This window comes from Bacillus sp. FDAARGOS_1420 (genome assembly GCF_019344915.1).
In the GTDB taxonomy this organism is placed as follows: Bacteria; Bacillota; Bacilli; order Bacillales; family Bacillaceae_G; genus Bacillus_A; species Bacillus_A mycoides.
Window position 1 is genome coordinate 295,648 of sequence record NZ_JAHWJB010000003.1, and the last position, 21,057, is coordinate 316,704.

The following is a 21,057-nucleotide window of genomic DNA, read 5'->3' on the forward strand; positions in this document are numbered from 1 at the left end:
AACCATAATAATTACATTGAATAGGTATTGAATCAACTATTCTCATAAGATAACAATAGAGGTGATTGAAATTGTATATGAAAAAACTGATTCTTGCTGGAGCACTGGGTTTTATAATACTTGGAGGTGCCAATATAACAGGCGGAGAAGTAACGGAAGTAAATGCGGCCTCAATTTGTATGCAGTTTCTGCAGTTGATACGGCTGGCAATGAATCAATGAAAAGTGATATCTTAACAGTTACTACGAAGGAACAAGAAAACGCTTATGAGAAATGGGATTCGTATAAAGCATATAAAAAAGGAGATAGAGTAGTTCACGAGGGTAAGGAATACGAGGCGGCTCAAAGCTATCAAGGGAATGGGGATCCGAATTGGATCTTTGCTTTATCTTTATGGAATGAAATAAAATAGTAATTTAATTAGTAGCTCATTTTTCATGTAATCAAGTATATTTGAAATGAATAATTAAGAGGAGACAAAATCAAGTTTTATATTATAATTAAGCGCATCCTCTTAAAAAGAGGGGCGATTATGAATTATTTACTGAGATTTTTTATCGAAGAATAAATTTAAATCTGTTTTGTCTGTGTCTCCTGCTAAAACGTTGTGTATAATATCGTTTAATAATTGCATTTTTTCTTTTTCAATTCTTAATATTGTTTGAATACCGCTACCTGTAGTACAATCTAAGCTTTCGTGATTTGGTCGAAATGATGGAAGAACGAGATTTATCTTTGTCCCATACCACCATTATGCGTTGGGTTCATCAGTATAGAACTGAATTGGACAAACGAATTCTTCGTCACCTCAAGCAAACCAATGACTCTTGGAGAGTTGATGAAACATTTATAAAAGTTAAAGGGCAATGGATGTACCTGTAACGTACTGTTGATTCGAAAGGCAACACAATCGATTTTTGTCTAAACAAAACAAGAGATCAAAAGGCTGCAAAGCGCTTTTTTAGGAAAGCCTTGCGGCCTTTTCATATTTCAAAGCCATGTGTAATAACAGTCGATAAGAATCCAGCTTATTCTACAGCAATTGAGTAGTTGAAAAAAGAAAAAGGCATACCTGATGGCATACAACTTAGACAACAAAAGTACTTGAATAATATAGTAGGTGGATATGTAACATAAAATACGATTCCGTTAGGAATATATATGTTTTATTCTCTTTTACTTTGTTTTTGCACCAGAACCAAAATACAAAGGGAGCAAGAAGAGCTATGTAACCGTCAAGAAAAAATAAAGAAAGAGGAAGAAGAACGACAATATATTCAAATACAGAAAGAGCAGCTATATAGAAATAAGAGCTATGGAACAAATGAAACTTGTATCATGTCTATATATTGAAACCATATTAAAAGTGAGGGCAGTTTTATGTTTATTCAAATAAGTTTGAGGTGTGGAAATGGAACAGAGGTTTATTGAAAAATGTAATCATGATGAGCTTGACTATGTTATAAAAGACTATTGGCAAGATGTATGGAATTATTCATTTATTATTACGAAAGATCCACACTTATCAGATGACATCACACAAGATGTATTTATTAAGGTTTTTAAACATTGGAATTCGTTTCGAAAGGAGTCATCTATTAAAACGTGGATATTAAAAATTACAAGAAATACGGCAATAAACTATTTGAAATCCTCTTATTTTAAAAGGATATCTTTAGTGGGATTTTTTAGTGACGATAAGCAATATCCATCGGCAGAACAAGAATTTTTTAATCAAGAGGAAATGAATGATGTGTGGGATGTTGTATTAAAACTACCTAAAAAACACCGCGAAATACTAATATTGGACGCAAAATATGAATTATCTTATGAAGAAATGGCTGAAACATTAGGTGTATCCATTGGAACAGTCAAATCTAGGTTAAGCAGAGCAAGAAGTAAAGTTTCAAAATTAATAGGGGAGGGTAGAAGTGATGAACAATAAAAAAAATCCTGACTGGTATAGCAAATTAAAAAATGGACCAATGGAGCGTCGTAAAGATGAAGAAGCATTTATTTATAAAATAAAGCAATCGATATACCAAAATAGTGAAGTAGACTCTGTACCATACAAGAGACCCTTTCGTAAAAAAGCATTGCCTATTGTAGTTGTTTTGGTTTGTACAATGTTATTTTTCATTGTTCAACAACCTGGGCTTGATGATAATAAATCATCGGTACAAAGTAGTACTCAAATTAAGCCGAAAACAAAAGATGAATCTGCTCAAGATCTATCATTGAAACAATTTATGAATGATTTATATCAAAGTATAAATTCAAAAAATGAAAATGATTTGTATAGAGCGTTAAATGATGAAGTTCTATTTAAAGGGAAGAGTTATCAGAAGGATGAATTGAAGTTTGATGAAGATATTTTTCATGAGTTGCAAGTCGCTCTTACAATGGGGGGAGAATTTGCAAATGATACAAAGAAAGTATATAAAGTACCAAGTGGAATGACAGAAAGTAACCAATCAAAGCGAGAACATTATATATATGTAACTGTTACTGGAAATAAAACGAAAATTTTAGCTGAACCAAAACGAGAATCACAAATTTTATATGAAGTATCTAATGAAATGGTAAAAGCTTGGATTCCAGAAAAAGTGCAGAATGATGGATATATAAAAATATCGACATTTAACGGTAATACTGGGTATGTACAAAAAGAGTATGTTTTAACGGATATTAAATATTCATTTGTGTTCGAAAAGGATCATGAAGGTATGTGGAAAATAATAAATATAGATTCTATATGGTAAAAGAGGAAGGTTCACGTTAATGAACCTTCCTCTTTGTTTTTATTTTCTTATTGAAGTGTATGCCAGAACTCTAAAACTTCTGCTGTAACGAGAGCAGCGATGTTTTTTTCTGAATTACTACCAGGAATAACGACAGAAATGGCGATTTGTGGATCTTCGGTAGGAGCATATGAAATGAAAAGAGAATGATTTATCATTCTTTCTTGCTCATTCGGAGAACCTGTACTACCCGTTTTACCTGCGACATGAAAGGGTAAATTTTTAATCTCCTCTATATTTTGACTCATTCCACCTTGCACGACACTCCAAATTTCCATAGGATAACGATTTGAACTTTCTAAAATTGGTTTAAACTTTTTTGTTTCCTTACCGTCCTGACCAATAATAGCACTTACAATTTGAGGTTTATATTTATCACCTTTACTTGCCAAAGTTGCTGCATATTGAGCGAGTTGAAGAGGGGTATGCACTTCATTTCCTCCCGAAGAGGCATTTAATAAAGCGGAGATTCCTTTTTCAAACTTATTAGATGGATGGAATTCATATTTTCCGTCTTCTTCAAAGGGTAAATCAATCCCGGTTTTAGAACGTAGGCCGAATTGCATTAAATAATCTGTCCATATATTTGCTACTTTTTCTATATTCCCATTATTTTGGTTGAATAAGGGCAGAGCTACTTTTGCTGTCATAAATGTGTTAGATGAATTAATGATAGCCTGCCTCGGTGTAATCTCACCTGTTGGCGTTCCAGGTGCATTCGTAATGTTATTTTGATTATCATACTGAAAAGTGCCCTTATCTACATAAGTATCTTCGGGTTGAAAAAGCTTTTCATTTAATCCAATTAAAATAGTAAGAGGCTTTATAGTAGAGGCCATATTCACATAAGATTCACCATACTTTAATTTTTGAATTGCCTTATTTTGCGAAAGTGATTTAAAGTTTTCATTTTTAGATGATACATGTGTATTTAATGCATTTGGATTAAATACTGCCGAGTTGGCCATAGTTAAAATTGCGCCAGTTTTTACATCGGTTACTACGACATAACCAGCTTTAACATCAGGTATTTTCTTAATTTGAGATCTTAATGCTTCCTCTGTTTTTTGCTGCAATTTCGAGTCTAAAGCTAGCCGGATATCTTTTCCTTTTTGTGCTTTTTGAATATTCCATAAGAACTTTTTATTATTCATTTTAAAAATCAGAGTTTTTCCGGGTTTTCCTTTTAAATCATTCTCATATTGCAGCTCAATCCCACTTTTCCCAACAGGTCCATACTTAGAATTAAGGTCATTTTCTACATACCCAATTAGCTGTGAACCAACTTCGTGTTTAGGATAATATCGAATCCATTCATCTTTAATTGTTACATTATTGGGTTTGTTTTTGTTTATGAATGTAAGTTCACTCTCATTTATGTCAGAGTATAACGGTATTTCATTCATAGTCTGCTTTTTACAAGATTGTTGTAATTGTGAATTTATGCCCTCTGCAGAAATGTCATGTTGAAATTCTTTTGAAAATTGATTGAAAAAGGCTAATGTGTTTGATGTATCATGATCCGATAGCCTTTCATCATTAGAAGTGCAATATAAAGACTTAACTTTCTTATTTGTAGCTAGTATTACACCATTTTGATCAAATATTTTTCCTCTTTCAGCTGAAGAAGTTGCGATAGTAATTGAAATAAAGTTGATTTTTAATAAAATTAGTAAAATCAAACCTACAATAGAAAGAACCGCAAAAAATCTCCATCTTTTTGTATGTAACATATAACCCTCCCTTATGTAGTCTAATTCATCTTATAGTTAATTATTTTTTTTGTAAATGTGGAACACTTTTATTATTTAGGTAATCTATTAAGTATTACAGTATGAAGAAAGGAATAATTAGTATGAAAAGTTACTAGCAAGTCTATTTATAAGTTTAATATGAGTTATTATACAGTTTAGCTTTTCTAATGTAAGCAACAAAAAAATAGAGAGAAAAACAAGAAAGGAGATTATCAATTACTCTGCTGTACCCTATGCCCCATCAAGCTAATATTTTGAGGAACCCCCAAAACAAAAAAATTATCTCTTTACAGTTATTTATGTAAATTCAGCTCGTATTTTTGAAGATTATCGTTTTCTTTAACGGCATGAAGATTTTATCTTATTCAGCTTTGTTGAAAATTACTTCCCTAACGAATAAATTCTACATTTTTTGCGAGCTTTTAAAGAATCTGAAGTCATAAATGATGGTGTAATTCTTGAGAGAATAGTTGAAACTCTTTTGCTAGTGAAATATCAATAAAAACACCATTCTTTTCATTGACTCTACTAAAGAGAAAGTGTAAATGTTCTTTAGGAAATATATACTTAAGTAAATTAGCACGTATAAGATGCACTTGGTTGGGTTAATAAGGATGGGAACCTTCATAAAGTAGCCCCTGGAAAAAGTATTGGCGGTAATATATTCCAAAATAGAGGAAACCCCTTGCCAAGTGTTCCGGGTAGAGTTTGGTATGAAGCTGATATTAATTATTTATCAGGGTATCGAGGTAATGATAGAATTCTTTATTCTAGTGATGGATTGGTGTATAAGACTTCAGATCATTACAAAACGTTTACTGAAATTAAGTAGAAAGGAATTTAGGTATGGAAAAAATATATTTAGATGGTCGGATGTTTACAAGTAAAGATGCACTGCATAAAACATTAAAGAGCAAATTAAATCTACCAGATTACTATGGTGAAAATGCTAATGCGTTGTGGGATTGCTTAACTGCATGGGTTACTCTTCCTTTAACAATAGAATGGGGATTTTTTAAAGAAAGTCAGAATATGTTAGAACAAGAAGCAGATTTGATTTTAGAAACATTTCAAGATGCACAAAATGAAATGCCAGGAAGATTTTTCATTAAAGTAAAATAATTTCTACGCTTTTTTATTATATGGATTTGATTTTCTTTCATAGTGGCCCCTCATACCCAGAATCGTTTCCGTACCCCATAAAGCTAGAACGGAGCAGAAAGGTGGTACAGGCCGTGGGTTATTTATTGCAAAAAATATTGTCGAGCAGCATAATGGGACAATCACTGCTGAAAGTAATGTAATTCGAACTGTATTTGAAGTGAGATTACCGAAAGAAGAGATTGTGGAAATTTAATAAAAATTTTAACTTTACCCCACTTTTTATTTAAATAGTTTTTTCTATCCTATACGTAAGTAAGGTTAAGGAGAAAACTAGAAATGAAAAAGTGGGTATTTTTTTGCTTTTTATATTGTGCACAGTATGTGCTGGTATTTATATAGTACCATTATTCCAAAATGGCGTAGAGGTTAAGAGAGTGGAAAAAGATGATAAGGTAGCTTCTACGCATACCGAAAAGAAAGAAATTACAAAAAAGCAATTTTATAAAGGTGATCTATTACTAGTTAATCAAGATTATCCAGTTCAGAAAGATAGCATAAAATCCGATACTATAAATTTATTTCAAAATAAAGGGTTAGTAAGAGGCTATGGAAAACAATTGTAATTGACCCTGGTCATGGCGGGGGAGACAGAGGAACAAAGGGAAAGAAATATGGAACAATAGAAAAAGATCTTAATTTAAAAGTAGCCCAAAATATAAAAAAGAGTTAGAAGAGAGAACGGATGCGAAAGTCATTTTGACACGTGAAAAGGATACTAGCTTATTATCAGAGACGAAGCAAAAAGAAGAATTACAAGCACGGGTAAATATAGCTAAAAATCATTCAGCAGATCTTTACATTAGCATTCATCATGATGCTTTTGAAGATACGAGTGTGCAAGGAATAACAACTCATTATGGAGCGAATAAATGGTCAGATAAGAAATTAGCAAAGAGCATGCAAAAAGCTATTTTCAATCAAGATGTAGATGCTCGAAATAGAGGCGTTAAAGGTAGTGATTATCTTATTTTAAGGGAGAATTCAACTCCACCTGTTTTAATTGAGTTAGGATTTACTTCGAATGAAAGTGATGAGAAACGAATGAATTCAGAAGAATTCCAAACAAAATCAAAAAAAGGTATTGTTGATGGGATTATTGGATATTTTACAGCATGAACTTGTTTGTAATTAATCAATTAATGAAAAGATACAATTCTTTCAATAATATAAATAGAAAGAGTTGCATTCTTTAGAGTGAAAATCTTCCTCTTGTCTACAGGATAGTGTATTTCTTTATTAATTTCGACATCATCTGCATTTTATCTTTCTCTATTAATCTGTTTATTGTAAAGGCAAGATTAAACATAATAAATCTATTAATCAAGCCTAAATATTTTAATGGTACAACTTTAAAAATCACAAATAAGATGCTCTATACATCTAGTAATAAATTGCATTTTCAAGGAATCGATGGTTTAAAAACTGGATTTACAGATGAAGCAGGCTATTGTTTTACAGGAACAGCAAAACAAGGTGAAAGAAGAATGATTTCTGTTGTCATGGGAACCAGTGTAGATGCCAAGCGATTTATAGAAACAAAAAAATTATTTTCATATGGGTTTCATAAAGTTTATATACCTTTTTTTGAATCTGTAAAGTGTATTTTAAAATTATGATAAATAGTTAAAGTGAAATTATATAAAAAACCTCCCGGCAATTTATTAGATCGTTACATCACAATACGAAACAGGTTATAAAAGTGGTATCTATAAGGAGTAGATAAAATGAATAGAAAATTAATAGGCGGCTTAGTAGGGGTGAATTTTTTACTTTTCCTGTGCATATGTAATTTTACCCCAAGTGTATTTGATATTGCTAAAAGTAAAGAGAACATTCAAAGTGGTGATGGGGGGGTTATAACTATTACCTTTCCAGATGCTGTGGATGTGGTAGTGAATAAGCATAGAAAACTTCTAAGTAATTATAGACCTAATGATTTAATTGTGCCCAATGTTAAGTTTTCATTTGATGAAATTCTAGAGAAAAATTATATGCGAAAAGAATCTGCTATTGCTCTGGAAAAATTATTTTTCTTAGCAAAACAAGATGGAATAGTATTACATGCCATATCTGGTTTTCGCTCTGAAAAATATCAACAAAGTGTCTATAGGCGAAATGTAGAGACGCAAGGTCAGTTACAAGCTGATAAAGTTTCCGCAAAGCCAGGGCATAGTGAACATCAAACAGGTTTAACGATGGATGTTTCTGCGGATAGTGTCAATAATACATTAGAAACTCAATTTGCTAACACAGCTGAAGGAACCTGGTTAAAAAATAATGCTCATCGTGCCGGTTTTATTATTCGTTATTTAAAAGGAAAAGAACACATTACGGGTTATTCATATGAACCATGGCATATTCGATATGTTGGTGAAATTGCTAAAGATATTTATGAAAAAAACATTACCTTAGAAGAATATCTGAACATAATAGATTAAACTGTTTATTCCCCTTACATAGGGTTTCGACCGAGATACATGTAATTTCGGGTCACATACTGTATTATATTTCCATTATCGGGATTTAGTGTAACAAAAAGGTATTTCATTAATGATGTTACGGATATTTTTGATTTTGTTACAGCTAATTCAACGGTTAAGATATTTCATATTTTTAAATATAAAACGTAACAAAAACGACCGATTATGTTACAAATAACATCGAAAAACACTTATTGGTAAATAATGTATTTCTGTGACCTAGTTTTACACGTATCTCGGCTGAACCCCTAGATACATTCAGAATCTAATTTAAACTAGATTCTTTTTTATTTATGGAAGCGTCAAATATTCCCCACCTACTATTTGTAAATAACCCATAAGTTAATCTCCTTACATACTACATGTGGAGTCTTTTTTGCATAAACAGTTATATAACCGGGTTATAGAAGTTGTAGCGACATTTCGGTTCACTCATACACATAAGGCGACTAAATCTTTTACTTGATACTTACTGGTCCGTTGCACAAAACTAATATTTCTAGCAAAATCTCGTCAGATATAGAAACAGACAGATAAAAAAATGCCATCCTTTCTAATTTAGCTTGTTTAGAAAAAATAAAGGTTTTTAAGTACTTTTGGGTATTAAAATAGCTTAAGCTAAAGGGCATTTATGATGAAATCACTAAACTGGCAGTTAGATTCCCTAGTACTATGATCTAGTTTTAAACGTATCTCAACTGAATCTCCCTATTATACAAGCAGAGTGGACTAGTATAAAATCGGGTGTATGAAAATATATAATGAGCAAATTTTTTAGAACGCCAATAGAATAGAAACGAAATGATATAGGAGTGGGGTAAAATGAATCGAATTTCAATTTTAATAACTGATGACGAAGCGGAAATTGCTGATTTAATTGCGATACATTTAGAAAAAGAAGGGTATCATGTTGTGAAAGCGGCTGATGTGGAAGAGGCGATTCGAGTTATTCAGTCTCAGTCAATTGACTTAGTTGTGTTAGATATTATGATGCCAAAAATGGATGGATATGAAGTGACGAGGCAGATTCGTGCGAAACATCATATGCCAATCATTTTCTTAAGTGCGAAAACGTCTGATTTTGACAAAGTGACAGGTCTTGTACTAGGCGCGGACGATTATATGATGAAACCTTTCACCCCAATTGAATTAGTTGCGCGTGTAAATGCACAACTACGCCGATTTCTTACGTTAAATCAGCCGAAAGTAGTGGAGAATAAATCCGCTTTAGAAGTAGGCGGAGTTGTTATTGACCGTGAGCAAAGAACAGTAAATGTGTACGGAGAACAAATTGGGTTAACGCCAAAGGAATTTGATATTTTATCCTTATTAGCGAGTCATCCGAAGAAAGTGTGCAGTGTGGAAAATATATTTCAGCAAGTATGGGCAGATGATTATTATGAAGGTGGGAATACAGTTATGGTACACATTCGTACGTTGCGGAAGAAGCTTGGGGAAGATAAAAGAAAGAATAAGTTAATAAAAACAGTTTGGGGGGGAGGGTATACTTTCAATGGCTAAAAAGATGAGAGGTTTTCGTTCAGAGATGGTTATGCTATTTGCGTTAAGCATGATATTAGCTGCTGGCGTAACGTATATGATGTATGAGGGATTACGGCTCTATTATAATTCAGCAGTTCGTTATGCGGAGGATCCCTTAGCTCAATTTCGTTCAATGATAAGGCAAATTGGGGATATTAATTTCTTTTTAATTATATTTATCCCTCTATCCATTATGTTTTTCTTCTTCCTTACTAGACCGTATTTAAAATATTTTGATGAGATTTCCAATGGGATTCATCATCTTGCAAACGGTGATTTTACAAATCAAGTTCGTGTTTCATCCAATGATGAGTTTGGATATATCGCCCACGAAATTAATGTAGCGAGTGAGAAATTAAAAGAAGCAGTTGAACGAGGAGATTTTGCGGAAAATAGTAAGGATCAGCTCATTGTTAACTTAGCTCACGATTTAAGAACGCCGTTAACATCCGTTTTAGGTTATTTAGATTTAATTCTTAAAGATGAGAATTTGACGAAGGAACAAATTAAACATTTTTCCACAATTGCTTTTACGAAATCCGAAAGACTGGAAAATTTGATTGATGAATTATTTGAAATTACGAGAATGAATTATGGGATGTTGCAGCTTGAAAAAAGACCGATTGATATAAGTGAATTGATTATACAGTTAGATGAAGAATTGTATCCGTTATTAGAAAAAAAGGAGTTAGAGGCGAGATTGAATATGGATCCTCATTTACCTATTAACGGTGACGGGAAATTATTAGCCCGAGTATTTGAAAATCTTTTAACGAATGCGATTCGCTATGGGTATGATGGAAAGTTTGTTGATGTGAACGGATATATTGAGAGTGAAGAAGTAGTTGTACAAATTATAAATTACGGAGATAGCATTCCAGAAGAGGATTTACCGTATCTTTTTGATGTGTTTTATACAGGTGATAAAGCTAGAACGGAGCAGAAAGGTGGTACAGGCCTTGGGTTATTTATAGCAAAAAATATTGTCGAGCAGCATAATGGTACTATTTCTGCTGAAAGCAATGTAATTAGAACAACATTTGAAGTGAGATTGCCAAAAGAAGAGAGCAAAGCAATTTAATAAAAATTTAAACTTTACCCCACTTTTTATTTTAATAGTTTGTTCTATTCTATACGTAAGTTACGTTAAGGAGGAACTAGAAATGAAAAAGTGGGTATTTATTTCTCTTTTTATATTATGTATAGTCTGCGTAGGTTTTTATATATCACCATTATTTCAAAAGGAGATCGATGTTAAAATTGCAGAAAAAGATGATAAGGAAAAAGCTGCAAATACTAAAAAGATAGAGGTTACAGAAGAACAAATTTATAAAGGGGATTTATTATTAGTTAACAAAAATTATTCAGTTAAGAAAGATAGTGTTAGGTCTGATATTATAAATGTAGCTCAAAATAGTGAATTAGTAAGAGGCTATGGTGTATTGGATAGAAATATTCGCTTATCAAAGGATATTGTGAAAAAGTTTTTGAACGTTATAGATGCGGCAGGAAAAGAAAATGTTAATCATTTTTTGATTAGTAGTGGCTATCGGGATTTTCAAGAGCAAAGACAGTTATATGAAGAAATGGGCTCTGATTATGCACTCCCAGCAGGATATAGTGAGCATAATTTAGGGTTATCACTGGACGTTGGATCAACTCAAACGAAAATGGAGAAAGCTCCTGAAGGAAAATGGATTGAAGAAAATGTGTGGAAGCACGGTTTTGTGTTACGCTACCCGAAAAATAAGAGTAACATTACAGGCATTCAATATGAGCCATGGCATATACGTTACGTCGGTTTACCCCATAGCGCAATCATGCAAGAAAAGAAATTTACTTTAGAAGAATACTTAGATTTCCTGAAGGGAAAAAAGGAGATTTCAACTAATGTTGAGGGGAAAGAGTATAAAGTTTCTTATTATAAAGTTTCAAACAATACGACCATTAATGTCCCGATAAATCAGCATTATGAAATTTCAGGGAACAATATGGACGGAGTAATTGTGACGGTTCATCAATAGTAGTTTACACTTTATAAATTAAGCCCATATCATTAACTTTCAAACATTTGAGTGGTAAGGCTTTTTTATTTTATCTTTAGACATAAAAACTTTATGACGAAGTAGAGAGGATTCTTAAGTTGATGGGCATGGGGTCACCATATCAAAAAAAGAAAATTGTACGTTTAGACACAATTTATAGTAAGCAACAGCTAGTCCATAAACAAGCCATTTCTACAATTGCTACGTAATACATACTGGATTTATGTAAATATGTCCCGATATTATACTATTACTATATAAACTATAATATAAGTAATTCTTTTTATTGTTATATATCTGTCATTTCTTGTTAAAGAATCCTTATAATAAGGATTCTTTTTTTGCATTAAATTTCTAAAAATAAAAAAAGATAAGATCGGAGAATACGATCTTATCTTTAACACAAGGAGTAAACCATAAGTGATAACCATCATATTTTTATTATACTTTAATTTTTGTTAATTTTGAATATTAAAACCATAATTCACAAGTATATCTATATTGAGAAATTTATTACAAATTTTGTTGTAAATGGTTTGAAAAACGAAAGTAAACTTTTATCCATTAGTATACTTTCATTTCCCCTTAAACATTGACTTTCATCTATTTTTATTTATATTCTAAAAATAATAGAAAAAGTATACATTCAAATCATTGAAATCAAAGGAATTGAAAAACAGATGGATAAAAAGCAACATTTAATTGATGTACAACCAATTCGAAGCAAAGAACAGCTCGAAGACATGAAATGGTCTCTTAAACTTCATTGTTCAGATCGTGATTACATTTTATTTCTAATTGGTATTAATACAGGGTTACGTGTAAGTTATTTACTTAAAATCGAAAATGTTGAAATTTTAAAACTGAAGCGAAAAAAACGGAAAGAATTTAAAATGAAAGAAGGAAAGACAAAAAAGGAGAGAATCATAAATATTACGTCCATTTTTGAGGAAGTACTTCCATATGCTGAAGAGCTAAAAAGTACCTGGCTATTTCCTTCTAGAAAAGGAGATAAACCCATTAGTAAAATTCAAGCCTATCGACAATTACAAAAAGGCGGAGATTTTGCCGGGGTCGAATCTTTAGGTACCCATACCATGCGTAAAACATTTGGATATTGGTTTTACAAGCAAACAAAGGATATTGCTATGTTACAAGAAATATTGAATCATAGTACACCACAAATTACACTAAGATACATTGGTATTAATAAAGAAGAAAAAGATAATGTACTTGATACATTCCGGCTCTAACTTTAATTAACTTTTTTTGTAAACAATGAAAAAATGTGGCTACATTTTTTAAAGACAAAAAAACTTAAAAGAACATTCTAATCGAGTTCGCACTACACGCGGTCTCGCCAACTAAACGAGAATTTCGTACGCTAAGGAATTTTCAAGTTGAAAAACTAGGTTTTACCCTACGTAAACAAAGTTCCATAAACGACATTTAATGTTTGTTATGGAACTTTGTTTTTGGTAATGAGTTTTAGAACTGATTTTTGATCGTATTTCTTTCAGTTTTGTTAGAACTAAATAGAGTACCTAAAACGGTCGTTTTCGGTACTTTTAGAGAAACTTAATTGGATAAATATATTACAAAAAAAGATTATGAAAAAATATAATTTAACTAACAAGGCCGGTTAACACCATACTCAGAAAACTGATATAATAATTTAGATTATTATAAAATTTCAGTAAAGTGATGATTCTAGTTGAAGAAATCCCGAAACAGTACATAAACAAGTAGCACCATATGTCCATCAAATAGAAGTAACAGGTCCTAATAAATGGCTCACATTATCAGGTCAATTAGGTATGGAAATAGATGGAATGGTTCCGGAAGATCCATTGGAACAGTTACGATTAGCTCTAGATAATATTAGAAGAAATCTTATGGCTGCTAATATGAACATAGAAGATTTAACGAAGATGGTATTTTATTTAGTAGGTGATTTTAATGCAGATAAGCGAAGGAAAATTATTGGAGATTTTCTAGGTGAACATCTTCCCTGTACTACTATGATTTATGTGGTGGCATTAGCAGCTCCTGTATTTAAAGTAGAGATAGAGGCTTGGGCATGTAAGGAAATTATTTGATTTTTTTTGATAAACAATAATTAAATATATGATGAATCTTATTGTATTATCAGGAGTTTTAGCTGAATAGATCAATCTAAAAAAGTCGAGTCCTTAGCGTACAGGAAATCGGCTTTTTCTTTATGAATTTTTGCTTAACGTACGAAATTCGCGTTTGGTTGGTGCTAACCCATCGCTATCAAGATAACAAGACAAAATCCCCCTAAAATGAAAAAGACGTTATTCTTTCTGAGAAATCATAGGAAAGGATGGCAGTTTTTATGTCTATTTCTGTATCCAATGAATTACCACTATTTGCTCAAGAGATTCAAAGTTTTTTATCTCCAAATACCTTACGGGATCTTGCTAGAGATGTTGGTTTTGTACAACGAACCAGTAAGTACCAAGCAATAGATTTAGTCACTTTATGTGTATGGGTGAGCCAAAATACAGCTATGACTTCTTTAACTTAGTTATCTAGTTGTTTAGAAGCATCAACCGAAGCACTCATCAAGTCCTGAGGGACTGAATCAACGGTTTAATAAGGCGGCCGTCCTACTTTTACAACACCTACTAGCCGAACTACTAAGCAAAAAATTGGCCGCATCTATGCCGATTTCTTCTCTATGCACTTCTGTTTTTAAGCATATTCGTATTTTAGATTCAACTGCATTTCAATTCACGGATGTATTTTCATCGGTTTATCCAGGTGCAGGAGGATGCAGCCATACAGCTGGGATAACAAATCAACTTGAGAATGGTTTGTTAAGTGGAAAGTTCCTACATATTCATACAGGCCCAGGTAAACTTACGGCTCTCTGTGTGTCCCAACTGTAATAGCAAATGAATTATGTTGTTTTCATTTAAAATACCTTCAATACATACAATATAAAGAGGCAAACCAGTATGGAAAATAAAATTAACCCAGAATTATTGGAATCATGAAATGAGGCTTTTAAAAGGAATGCTTATTTCTTCAATCACTATCAATTTTGTTTTTGAAATATCCCTATTTATTAAAAATCATATAACAGGAGGATTTATATGAAAAAAAATACAATTTTGATATTATTGATATTTGTTTTTTCTATTTCCCTTACAAACCATTCCCTTGCAGCCGAAACTTTAAATAAATTTGAGTTTATAAAAGAACAACAGACTAAAAATGAAAATCTTATTCATATTGATATAAGAGGAAATAATGTGGAAGAATATCAAGAGGCACAACATATGGTTGATAGAATAAAAAAAATAAAAAGCGGCATACTTGATAAATTAGTGGCAGACGGAACATATGTAAAACTTGTTAATTATCCTATCACTGAGTCTGACGAGTACAGGGACCTAAAGGGATTAATTCCACGAGGATGGGAAGGACAAACCAATGCCGAAGGAAAACAATTGACCTGGGATGATGTACCAGGTGTTGGATCTGATATTGGCGGAAAACCTGTAATGGCTAGAATAGGTTTTAGTGAAAGAGGAAAGGGGCATGGTTCCATTAATTTAGAACTTCATGAAATAGCGCATGCAATTGATCGAGTGGCTTTTTTAAATATAAGTCATACTGATTTGTTTGATATTCCTTTTAGTCAAGAGAGACAGAAGTTTTTCCCGGATAAATATTACGAAAATAAGGAAGAATATTTTGCGGAATGTTTTACATATTATTATTTTAGCGAATCATCCAAGCAAGAGCTAAAAGATAAGGCTCCATTGACTTATAGATGCATAGATTTATTAATTAAAAAAGTTCAAGGGGATTCCAATTCAACAGAACCTATTAATGAACTATTAGACGGAAATCAATTTGCTTGGTCCTTAAAAGGATATAGTGATCGAGAAATCGCAAAAGTAGATTATAACAAGAAGGCAGAAGAGATGAAGATAAAATTGGAAGCTGGCATACCACATTCCTACTTTAACAGTACGTATGCAAGTATTAAAGTCCAGAACTCATCGGGTATTGTTGTGTACAATAAAAAAATCGTGGGTAATAGACAACAAAATGTTGGAACTCAAACAGTTCCCGTAAAAGTGGGGGATTACATTGAATTTACTCATATAGAAGGAGACGCACAAAAGGAAAAGACACGAGCTACTTTAACCAATCTTGAAAATAACAAAAATGAAACAATTGGAAAGACAGCAAGGTATCGGGTTACAAAAGAAGGTCTGAAGAAAGTAGAAAAAATGCCAGAAACAACGGTTTTAGACGGAAATCAATTTGGTTGGAATTTAAAAGGTTATAGTGATAGAGAAATCGCAAAAGTAGATTATAATAGGGAAACAGAGAAAATGCAGGTGAAGTTAGAAGCAGGTGTACCACATTCTTACTTTAATAATACGTATGCAAGTATTAAAGTACAGAATTCATCTGGTAGTGTTGTGTACAATAAGGAAATCATGGGAAATAGAAAACAAACTGCTGAAAGCCAAACCGTGCCCGTAAAAGTGGGAGATTACATTGAGTTTACCCATATAGAAGGGGAAGCAGTAAAGGAAAAGACACGAGCTACACTAACTAACCTTGAGAATAGTAAACAGGAATATATAGGTAAGAAAAGAACCTATCAAGTTACTTCTACGGGATTAAGCAAAATAGATTAATATGAAGAACCTTCGAATTATTAGTAAGATGCTAAATAGTCGTTAATTATGAACGACTATTTAGCTTTTATTTAAAGAGAAGTGGAATGAAAATACTCACTTGTTTATATATACTCTTATTTTCATCAACTACTATATTTTTTAATGTAACTTGTAAACTCTCTCATCTTTTATCTATTAAGAAAGTTTGTAACAGAACCTAAAAATATATATGAAAATTTATGTTAATTTATTAATTTTAATATGATTTTTCGCTTCAATTATAGTATTAGCAATATGATTTTACTATGTTTATAGAGTATATATAAAGATTTAAGATGATAAACTATCTTATAAAAGACTATTATCCAATTGTTTATCTGAAAATTGAGAAAATATGTGTAGATAGATATTATTGTAAATACATATATAATTCATTTTAATTTTCTGACAGTAATCATCGGTATTCTTATAATAATCTTTGGTGTATATTGTGATAAATACAATGAACGGTGTCAGTATTTAAAAGGTTATATATCATAACTTAAAGGGGGAAGAAAACTATGAAAATGAAGAGTAAGATGATCATGACAACAGCGCTTGCAGCTACTTTAGCTACAGGTGCATTACCTACTACATCGGTATTTGCTGCAGAAAAAGAAGCACCTATTCAACAAAAAGAGTCACAAATTAGTATTCAACCGTTGGCACAGAATAATTTGGAAACAGCTGTTAATGCTGCTTTACATGGTCCCGAAGTCAAAAAAATCAAAGTATTTGAGCACGAATTTAATGTAAAACCAATTGAAGTTGTAAAGTTAGCTGGCGGTAAAACATATGTTAAGGGACAAATTTCTCATCATTTAAGTTTTCGTCCAGATGATCAATTTTATTATGAGTTTACAGTACAAGATGGAAAGGTGATAGATAAGCCTGTATTTAATATTGATAGGGGTGGTTTTACACCATTTGTGGCTCCGCTTTTATCAATTCTTGCTGCGTATAATGGAATCCCAGTTAATCCAAACGATTTAAACTCACTTGGTCAACAGATTGGAAAAGTTATAGATGGAAGCTGGGAACAAGCAGCACAATCTATTTCCACTGTAGTTAGTTTAACTTTTAATGAGTAGAAATTGAAGGGAAATAAGTTATTGTTTAGTTTTGCAGAAGCCCATTTTTCGTAAGTATCCTTGTTATAAAAAACTTTTATATAAATATAAACCAAGTATTAACACATCTGTTGTATTTTCTTAATTTGTTAACCATCTTGTCTATCATTATATGTCACAAAATAGGAGTCTTGTTTAAGACTTCTGTTTTGTTTGTTTAAAAAATGAGTGACTTCGATTCTTTTTAAAATCCGTGACGTATGATGAAGAATGGTGTCTTTACATGTCTAGGATTTAGCTCTATGAAATTTGTATATGTATGAATCTGATGGTTGTTGGATGAACCGCTATGGTCCTTCAAAATTTCAAGTAACTGACCGCTATAAAAAAATATTTTTAAGCAGAAAATCTCATTATTCTGGGAAAAGAAGCAATTTATATTGTAAAAAGACGTACCTTATTTTACGAGACTAATCTATTAAAAATTAGGAGAGATATAATGAAGAAAATAAAAATGAAAAACATCTTAAAAAGTGGAATCCTTACTTGTTTTACACTTGCAAGTTTATGTACGACTTCTACAGTATTTGCTGATAGTCATCCAGGTTATTCCTATGAATCCAATATAGGCTATCAAAATCCAACATGGATGTCAAAACTAGAAGATACAAAAAGAATAAGCGAAGTATCTATCCCGGGGACTCATGGTTCAATGGCTTTACATGGGGCAAGTTTTATTGATGAAAATTTGACAAGAAATCAAACAATGACCCTATCTCAACAATTCAATGCAGGAATTCGTTATGTAGACATGCGTGTTAAACGTGTAAAAGATTCTTTTGCGATGCACCATGGAATTGTAAATCAAAAAGCAATGTTTGAAGATGTATTAAAAGAGACAATTCAATTTCTAAGAGATAATCCTAAAGAAACTATTTTAATGCGTTTAAAGGAAGATACTGATCCTGAAAGTGGCTCGCTATCATTCGAGGAAATATTTAAAAAGTATAAAGACCGTAATGCTTCCTATTTTTGGAATCCGAATTCTGCACCATCCTCAGAAAAAAATAATCCTAAGTTAGGAGATGTTCGAGGGAAAATTGTAATATTACAAAATTTCTCGGCATCTCAAGAATATGGTATTAATTATGAATCTCTGAATACCCAAGATAAGTTTGAAGTTGGCACTGGACCAGACGGAATGTATGAAAAATGGAATGCGGTGAAAACCCATCTTCTAAATGCAAATAATAACTTTAACAATGGTAAGATCTATCTCAACCATTTTAGTGGCACGGGTGGTGCAGCAGCATTATTAAATAATTTTTATCCTTGGTTTGTTGCAAGCGGAAAAGAGAGCAGAAATACTAATAGTAATCCAAAACTGATTCAAAAAAATGTAACAAATGAATGGAGGGATTTCCCTCGTGACATAAATGGACAAGTATTTTATGGGGGAATGAATACACTTGGAACTGATTTCATACAACAAGGTGGTATTAAGCATTCTGGTATTATTGCTGCTGATTTTCCTGGACCAGGTTTAATAGATAGTATTATCAGATTAAATGGGATAGACTCAAGTGAAAAAGAAATATTAATTTCCCAAATTTCTTCTGAATCTAAGCCATTATCTGGACAAAAAAATCGTTCAAGTCAAAACTTTAGCATTAATAATTTACCCACAGGAACAAAGGGATTAAAATGGGTTATCGAGCCTACAGAAAAAGATAATGCTTCTACTATTTCCTTCAATGTTATGATTGATGTTTCTCTGGGGACGGATTCTGTTCGTTGGGGAAACATTTCGAATGGATCTAGAACTGAAGCATATACAAATTCTAAATACTATATTGCAAACCCAAGTGGCGCAACTAACAAATTTACAGTGAAAATATACGCTATTACAAATTAAGGTTTTAGTGTAGAGTTTCTTCATAAGGATAAGGTTCTATTCTTATCTCTTTTTTAAACGAACAGACTATGCTAATAGAACTGTTCGTTTTCTTATGATAACAAAAAAGAGCTTCAATACTTAAAATCCTCACGGACTGTTTGAAGTGGTGAGTAGTTCAAATCAATTCATAGTAGAGGATTGCGAGCTATGATTCGTATTCAATTTATGCTACCAACCTTATGGTCAACATGTACTTTTAAACCGGTTAAAAAAACAGGAAATAATATGTAATTATAAAAACCTATTGAAAACGCTAACATTGTTGGCTATAATCAGGGTATAAAACTTTAAATGGATTGTGACTGTTCGGCAGGCAAAACCTAAATTATGGTGAAACCAGATTTTGAAATACTGGATTCTAATTAATTTAGGTTTTTTTATACTCTAAAGTATGTAGCTGCTGCTGAGCAATCAATATCTAAAAACCTAATAAGGTGATGATATATGCTCATAAAAAAAGTTTTCAATAATAATGTTGCTTTGGTAAAACGTACTGGAACAGAAATGATTGTCATGGGTAAAGGAATTGCTTTTCAAAAAAAAGTAGGTGAATATATTGATGAATCCATAGTGGATAAAGTATTTGTGCTAGAGAAGGAAAGTCAAGTATCGAATAAATTATTACAATTAATTAATGAGATTCCTACGGAACACTTCGAGCTTACTACCCAAATTGTGGAATATATAAAGAAACAAATTTCTAACTCAATTAGTGATAATATTTACCTTACCTTAACTGATCATATTAACTTCGCAATTAATCGATTTCAACAAGGTCAAATTATTAAGAATCCTTTATTTTGGGAAATAAAAAAGTTTTATCCAGAAGAGTATAATGTTAGTTTAACAGCTCTTACAATAATTAAAGAACATACTGGATTTGAACTACCAGAAGAAGAAGCAGGTTCTATTGCCTTACATGTAATTAATGCACAACAAGATAATATAGTAATGGAAGAAACCATTATGGTAACAAAAATAGTAGGAGAAATATTAAAAATTGTAAATTATCATTTTGGAATCAAATTAGATGAGAAATCTCTGAACTATAATCGTTTTGTGACACATTTAAGGTATTTTGCTTATCGTCTCTCTCGTAATGAACAAATAGTAGAAGAAGATAGCTTATTATTTCAACAAGTTAAGGAAAGTTATCCGGAAGCTTACGGTTGTGCAAAGAAGATAATGGCGCTTTTAAAATCTAACTACAATCAAAAACTTACAAAAAATGAGATTACTTATTTTGTTATTCATATAAACCGTGTTACTCAAAGAAAACTAAATCAAAATGATTAATTTACAGGATTGTGACTGTTTGGCAGGCAAAACCTGAGTTGAAGCTTATGTATATACATAGTTTCAACTCAGGTTTTTTATATTTCTGATGCTACATTTTATAGCATTGATCCTTATCTAATCAAAAGCTAAGAAATTCTCTTAGAAGAAACCTTTTGTTTCTCCAATTTCCTCTTTTGGTGTCCAAGGGGTTAAGAGCTTGAGTACAAATCTCTAAGGAAATTCAGGCTGTCTTGATA

13 protein-coding genes and 9 pseudogenes are annotated in these 21,057 nt (G+C 31.9%); 21 read left to right on the top strand and 1 reads right to left on the bottom strand.

Annotation, left to right across the window (positions count from 1 at the left end):
- Positions 1 to 178: 178 nt before the first annotated feature.
- The 4 genes and pseudogenes from I6L50_RS30350 to I6L50_RS30365 form a co-directional block, all read left to right on the top strand.
- Positions 179 to 412: pseudogene (locus I6L50_RS30350) on the top strand (carbohydrate-binding protein); the annotation flags it as partial.
- Between the two features lie 269 nt (positions 413 to 681).
- Positions 682 to 1,119: pseudogene (locus I6L50_RS30355) on the top strand (IS6 family transposase); the annotation flags it as partial.
- A 292-nt stretch (positions 1,120 to 1,411) separates the two neighbouring features.
- Positions 1,412 to 1,945, top strand: coding sequence for an RNA polymerase sigma factor (locus I6L50_RS30360; protein ID WP_219303930.1), 534 nt, complete (start codon positions 1,412 to 1,414; stop codon positions 1,943 to 1,945).
- The gene (locus I6L50_RS30365; RefSeq protein ID WP_219303931.1) at positions 1,935 to 2,762 is read left to right on the top strand and encodes an SH3 domain-containing protein; all 828 of its coding nucleotides are present in this window, start codon (positions 1,935 to 1,937) and stop codon (positions 2,760 to 2,762) included. The genes I6L50_RS30360 and I6L50_RS30365 overlap by 11 nt, the downstream gene beginning before the upstream one ends.
- Positions 2,763 to 2,809: 47 nt before the next feature.
- Here I6L50_RS30365 and I6L50_RS30370 read toward each other — a convergent pair whose 3' ends face one another.
- Positions 2,810 to 4,534, bottom strand: coding sequence for a peptidoglycan D,D-transpeptidase FtsI family protein (locus I6L50_RS30370; RefSeq protein ID WP_219303932.1), 1,725 nt, complete (start codon positions 4,532 to 4,534; stop codon positions 2,810 to 2,812).
- Positions 4,535 to 5,159: 625 nt separating this feature from the next.
- On the opposite strand from I6L50_RS30370, the pseudogene I6L50_RS30375 reads away from it, so the two are divergent.
- From I6L50_RS30375 to licT, 17 genes and pseudogenes are all read left to right on the top strand, one after another.
- Positions 5,160 to 5,387: pseudogene (locus I6L50_RS30375) on the top strand (ribonuclease domain-containing protein); the annotation flags it as partial.
- Between the two features lie 14 nt (positions 5,388 to 5,401).
- Positions 5,402 to 5,677 (top strand): barstar family protein, encoded by a 276-nt coding sequence (locus I6L50_RS30380; protein ID WP_219303933.1) that lies wholly within the window; start codon positions 5,402 to 5,404, stop codon positions 5,675 to 5,677.
- Positions 5,678 to 5,756: 79 nt separating this feature from the next.
- Positions 5,757 to 5,912: pseudogene (locus I6L50_RS30385) on the top strand (ATP-binding protein); the annotation flags it as partial.
- Between the two features lie 83 nt (positions 5,913 to 5,995).
- A pseudogene (locus tag I6L50_RS30390) lies at positions 5,996 to 6,267 on the top strand (D-Ala-D-Ala carboxypeptidase VanY); the annotation flags it as partial.
- A 2-nt stretch (positions 6,268 to 6,269) separates the two neighbouring features.
- A pseudogene (locus I6L50_RS30395) lies at positions 6,270 to 6,835 on the top strand (N-acetylmuramoyl-L-alanine amidase family protein); the annotation flags it as partial.
- Positions 6,836 to 7,059: 224 nt separating this feature from the next.
- Positions 7,060 to 7,335: pseudogene (locus I6L50_RS30400) on the top strand (D-alanyl-D-alanine carboxypeptidase); the annotation flags it as partial.
- 108 nt (positions 7,336 to 7,443) lie between these two features.
- Complete coding sequence (locus I6L50_RS30405) at positions 7,444 to 8,157, top strand: M15 family metallopeptidase (protein ID WP_219303934.1); 714 nt, start codon at positions 7,444 to 7,446, stop codon at positions 8,155 to 8,157.
- An 864-nt stretch (positions 8,158 to 9,021) separates the two neighbouring features.
- On the top strand, positions 9,022 to 9,720 hold the full coding sequence (locus tag I6L50_RS30410) for a response regulator transcription factor (protein WP_219303935.1): 699 nt from the start codon (positions 9,022 to 9,024) through the stop codon (positions 9,718 to 9,720).
- Positions 9,713 to 10,822 (top strand): sensor histidine kinase, encoded by a 1,110-nt coding sequence (locus I6L50_RS30415; protein ID WP_219303936.1) that lies wholly within the window; start codon positions 9,713 to 9,715, stop codon positions 10,820 to 10,822. The genes I6L50_RS30410 and I6L50_RS30415 overlap by 8 nt, the downstream gene beginning before the upstream one ends.
- Positions 10,823 to 10,904: 82 nt before the next feature.
- Positions 10,905 to 11,765, top strand: a complete 861-nt coding sequence (gene vanY / locus I6L50_RS30420) for a VanY-A/VanY-F/VanY-M family D-Ala-D-Ala carboxypeptidase (RefSeq protein ID WP_219303937.1) — start codon at positions 10,905 to 10,907, stop codon at positions 11,763 to 11,765.
- A 701-nt stretch (positions 11,766 to 12,466) separates the two neighbouring features.
- Positions 12,467 to 13,039 carry a tyrosine-type recombinase/integrase gene (locus I6L50_RS30425; RefSeq protein WP_219303938.1) on the top strand — a complete coding sequence of 191 codons (573 nt, stop codon included), beginning with the start codon at positions 12,467 to 12,469 and terminating at the stop codon, positions 13,037 to 13,039.
- A gap of 465 nt (positions 13,040 to 13,504) precedes the next feature.
- Positions 13,505 to 13,885, top strand: a pseudogene (locus I6L50_RS30430) (RidA family protein); the annotation flags it as partial.
- Between the two features lie 260 nt (positions 13,886 to 14,145).
- Positions 14,146 to 14,763 (top strand): annotated as a pseudogene (locus I6L50_RS30435) (transposase); the annotation flags it as partial.
- Between the two features lie 145 nt (positions 14,764 to 14,908).
- Positions 14,909 to 16,474, top strand: a complete 1,566-nt coding sequence (locus tag I6L50_RS30440; protein WP_219303939.1) for an anthrax toxin lethal factor-related metalloendopeptidase — start codon at positions 14,909 to 14,911, stop codon at positions 16,472 to 16,474.
- 542 nt (positions 16,475 to 17,016) lie between these two features.
- The gene (locus I6L50_RS30445) at positions 17,017 to 17,586 is read left to right on the top strand and encodes a hypothetical protein (RefSeq protein ID WP_002136407.1); all 570 of its coding nucleotides are present in this window, start codon (positions 17,017 to 17,019) and stop codon (positions 17,584 to 17,586) included.
- Between the two features lie 478 nt (positions 17,587 to 18,064).
- Positions 18,065 to 19,480 carry a phosphatidylinositol-specific phospholipase C gene (locus I6L50_RS30450; protein ID WP_219303940.1) on the top strand — a complete coding sequence of 472 codons (1,416 nt, stop codon included), beginning with the start codon at positions 18,065 to 18,067 and terminating at the stop codon, positions 19,478 to 19,480.
- 486 nt (positions 19,481 to 19,966) lie between these two features.
- Positions 19,967 to 20,818, top strand: coding sequence for a BglG family transcription antiterminator LicT (gene licT, locus I6L50_RS30455; RefSeq protein ID WP_016092548.1), 852 nt, complete (start codon positions 19,967 to 19,969; stop codon positions 20,816 to 20,818).
- Positions 20,819 to 21,057 lie beyond the last annotated feature (239 nt).

Coding starts and splice junctions, on each gene's coding strand:
- I6L50_RS30360 (WP_219303930.1), top strand. CDS start 1,412: ATGGAACAGAGGTTTATTGAAAAATGTAATCATGATGAGCTTGACTAT.
- I6L50_RS30365 (WP_219303931.1), top strand. CDS start 1,935: ATGAACAATAAAAAAAATCCTGACTGGTATAGCAAATTAAAAAATGGA.
- I6L50_RS30370 (WP_219303932.1), bottom strand. CDS start 4,534: ATGTTACATACAAAAAGATGGAGATTTTTTGCGGTTCTTTCTATTGTA.
- I6L50_RS30380 (WP_219303933.1), top strand. CDS start 5,402: ATGGAAAAAATATATTTAGATGGTCGGATGTTTACAAGTAAAGATGCA.
- I6L50_RS30405 (WP_219303934.1), top strand. CDS start 7,444: ATGAATAGAAAATTAATAGGCGGCTTAGTAGGGGTGAATTTTTTACTT.
- I6L50_RS30410 (WP_219303935.1), top strand. CDS start 9,022: ATGAATCGAATTTCAATTTTAATAACTGATGACGAAGCGGAAATTGCT.
- I6L50_RS30415 (WP_219303936.1), top strand. CDS start 9,713: ATGGCTAAAAAGATGAGAGGTTTTCGTTCAGAGATGGTTATGCTATTT.
- vanY (WP_219303937.1), top strand. CDS start 10,905: ATGAAAAAGTGGGTATTTATTTCTCTTTTTATATTATGTATAGTCTGC.
- I6L50_RS30425 (WP_219303938.1), top strand. CDS start 12,467: ATGGATAAAAAGCAACATTTAATTGATGTACAACCAATTCGAAGCAAA.
- I6L50_RS30440 (WP_219303939.1), top strand. CDS start 14,909: ATGAAAAAAAATACAATTTTGATATTATTGATATTTGTTTTTTCTATT.
- I6L50_RS30445 (WP_002136407.1), top strand. CDS start 17,017: ATGAAAATGAAGAGTAAGATGATCATGACAACAGCGCTTGCAGCTACT.
- I6L50_RS30450 (WP_219303940.1), top strand. CDS start 18,065: ATGAAGAAAATAAAAATGAAAAACATCTTAAAAAGTGGAATCCTTACT.
- licT (WP_016092548.1), top strand. CDS start 19,967: ATGCTCATAAAAAAAGTTTTCAATAATAATGTTGCTTTGGTAAAACGT.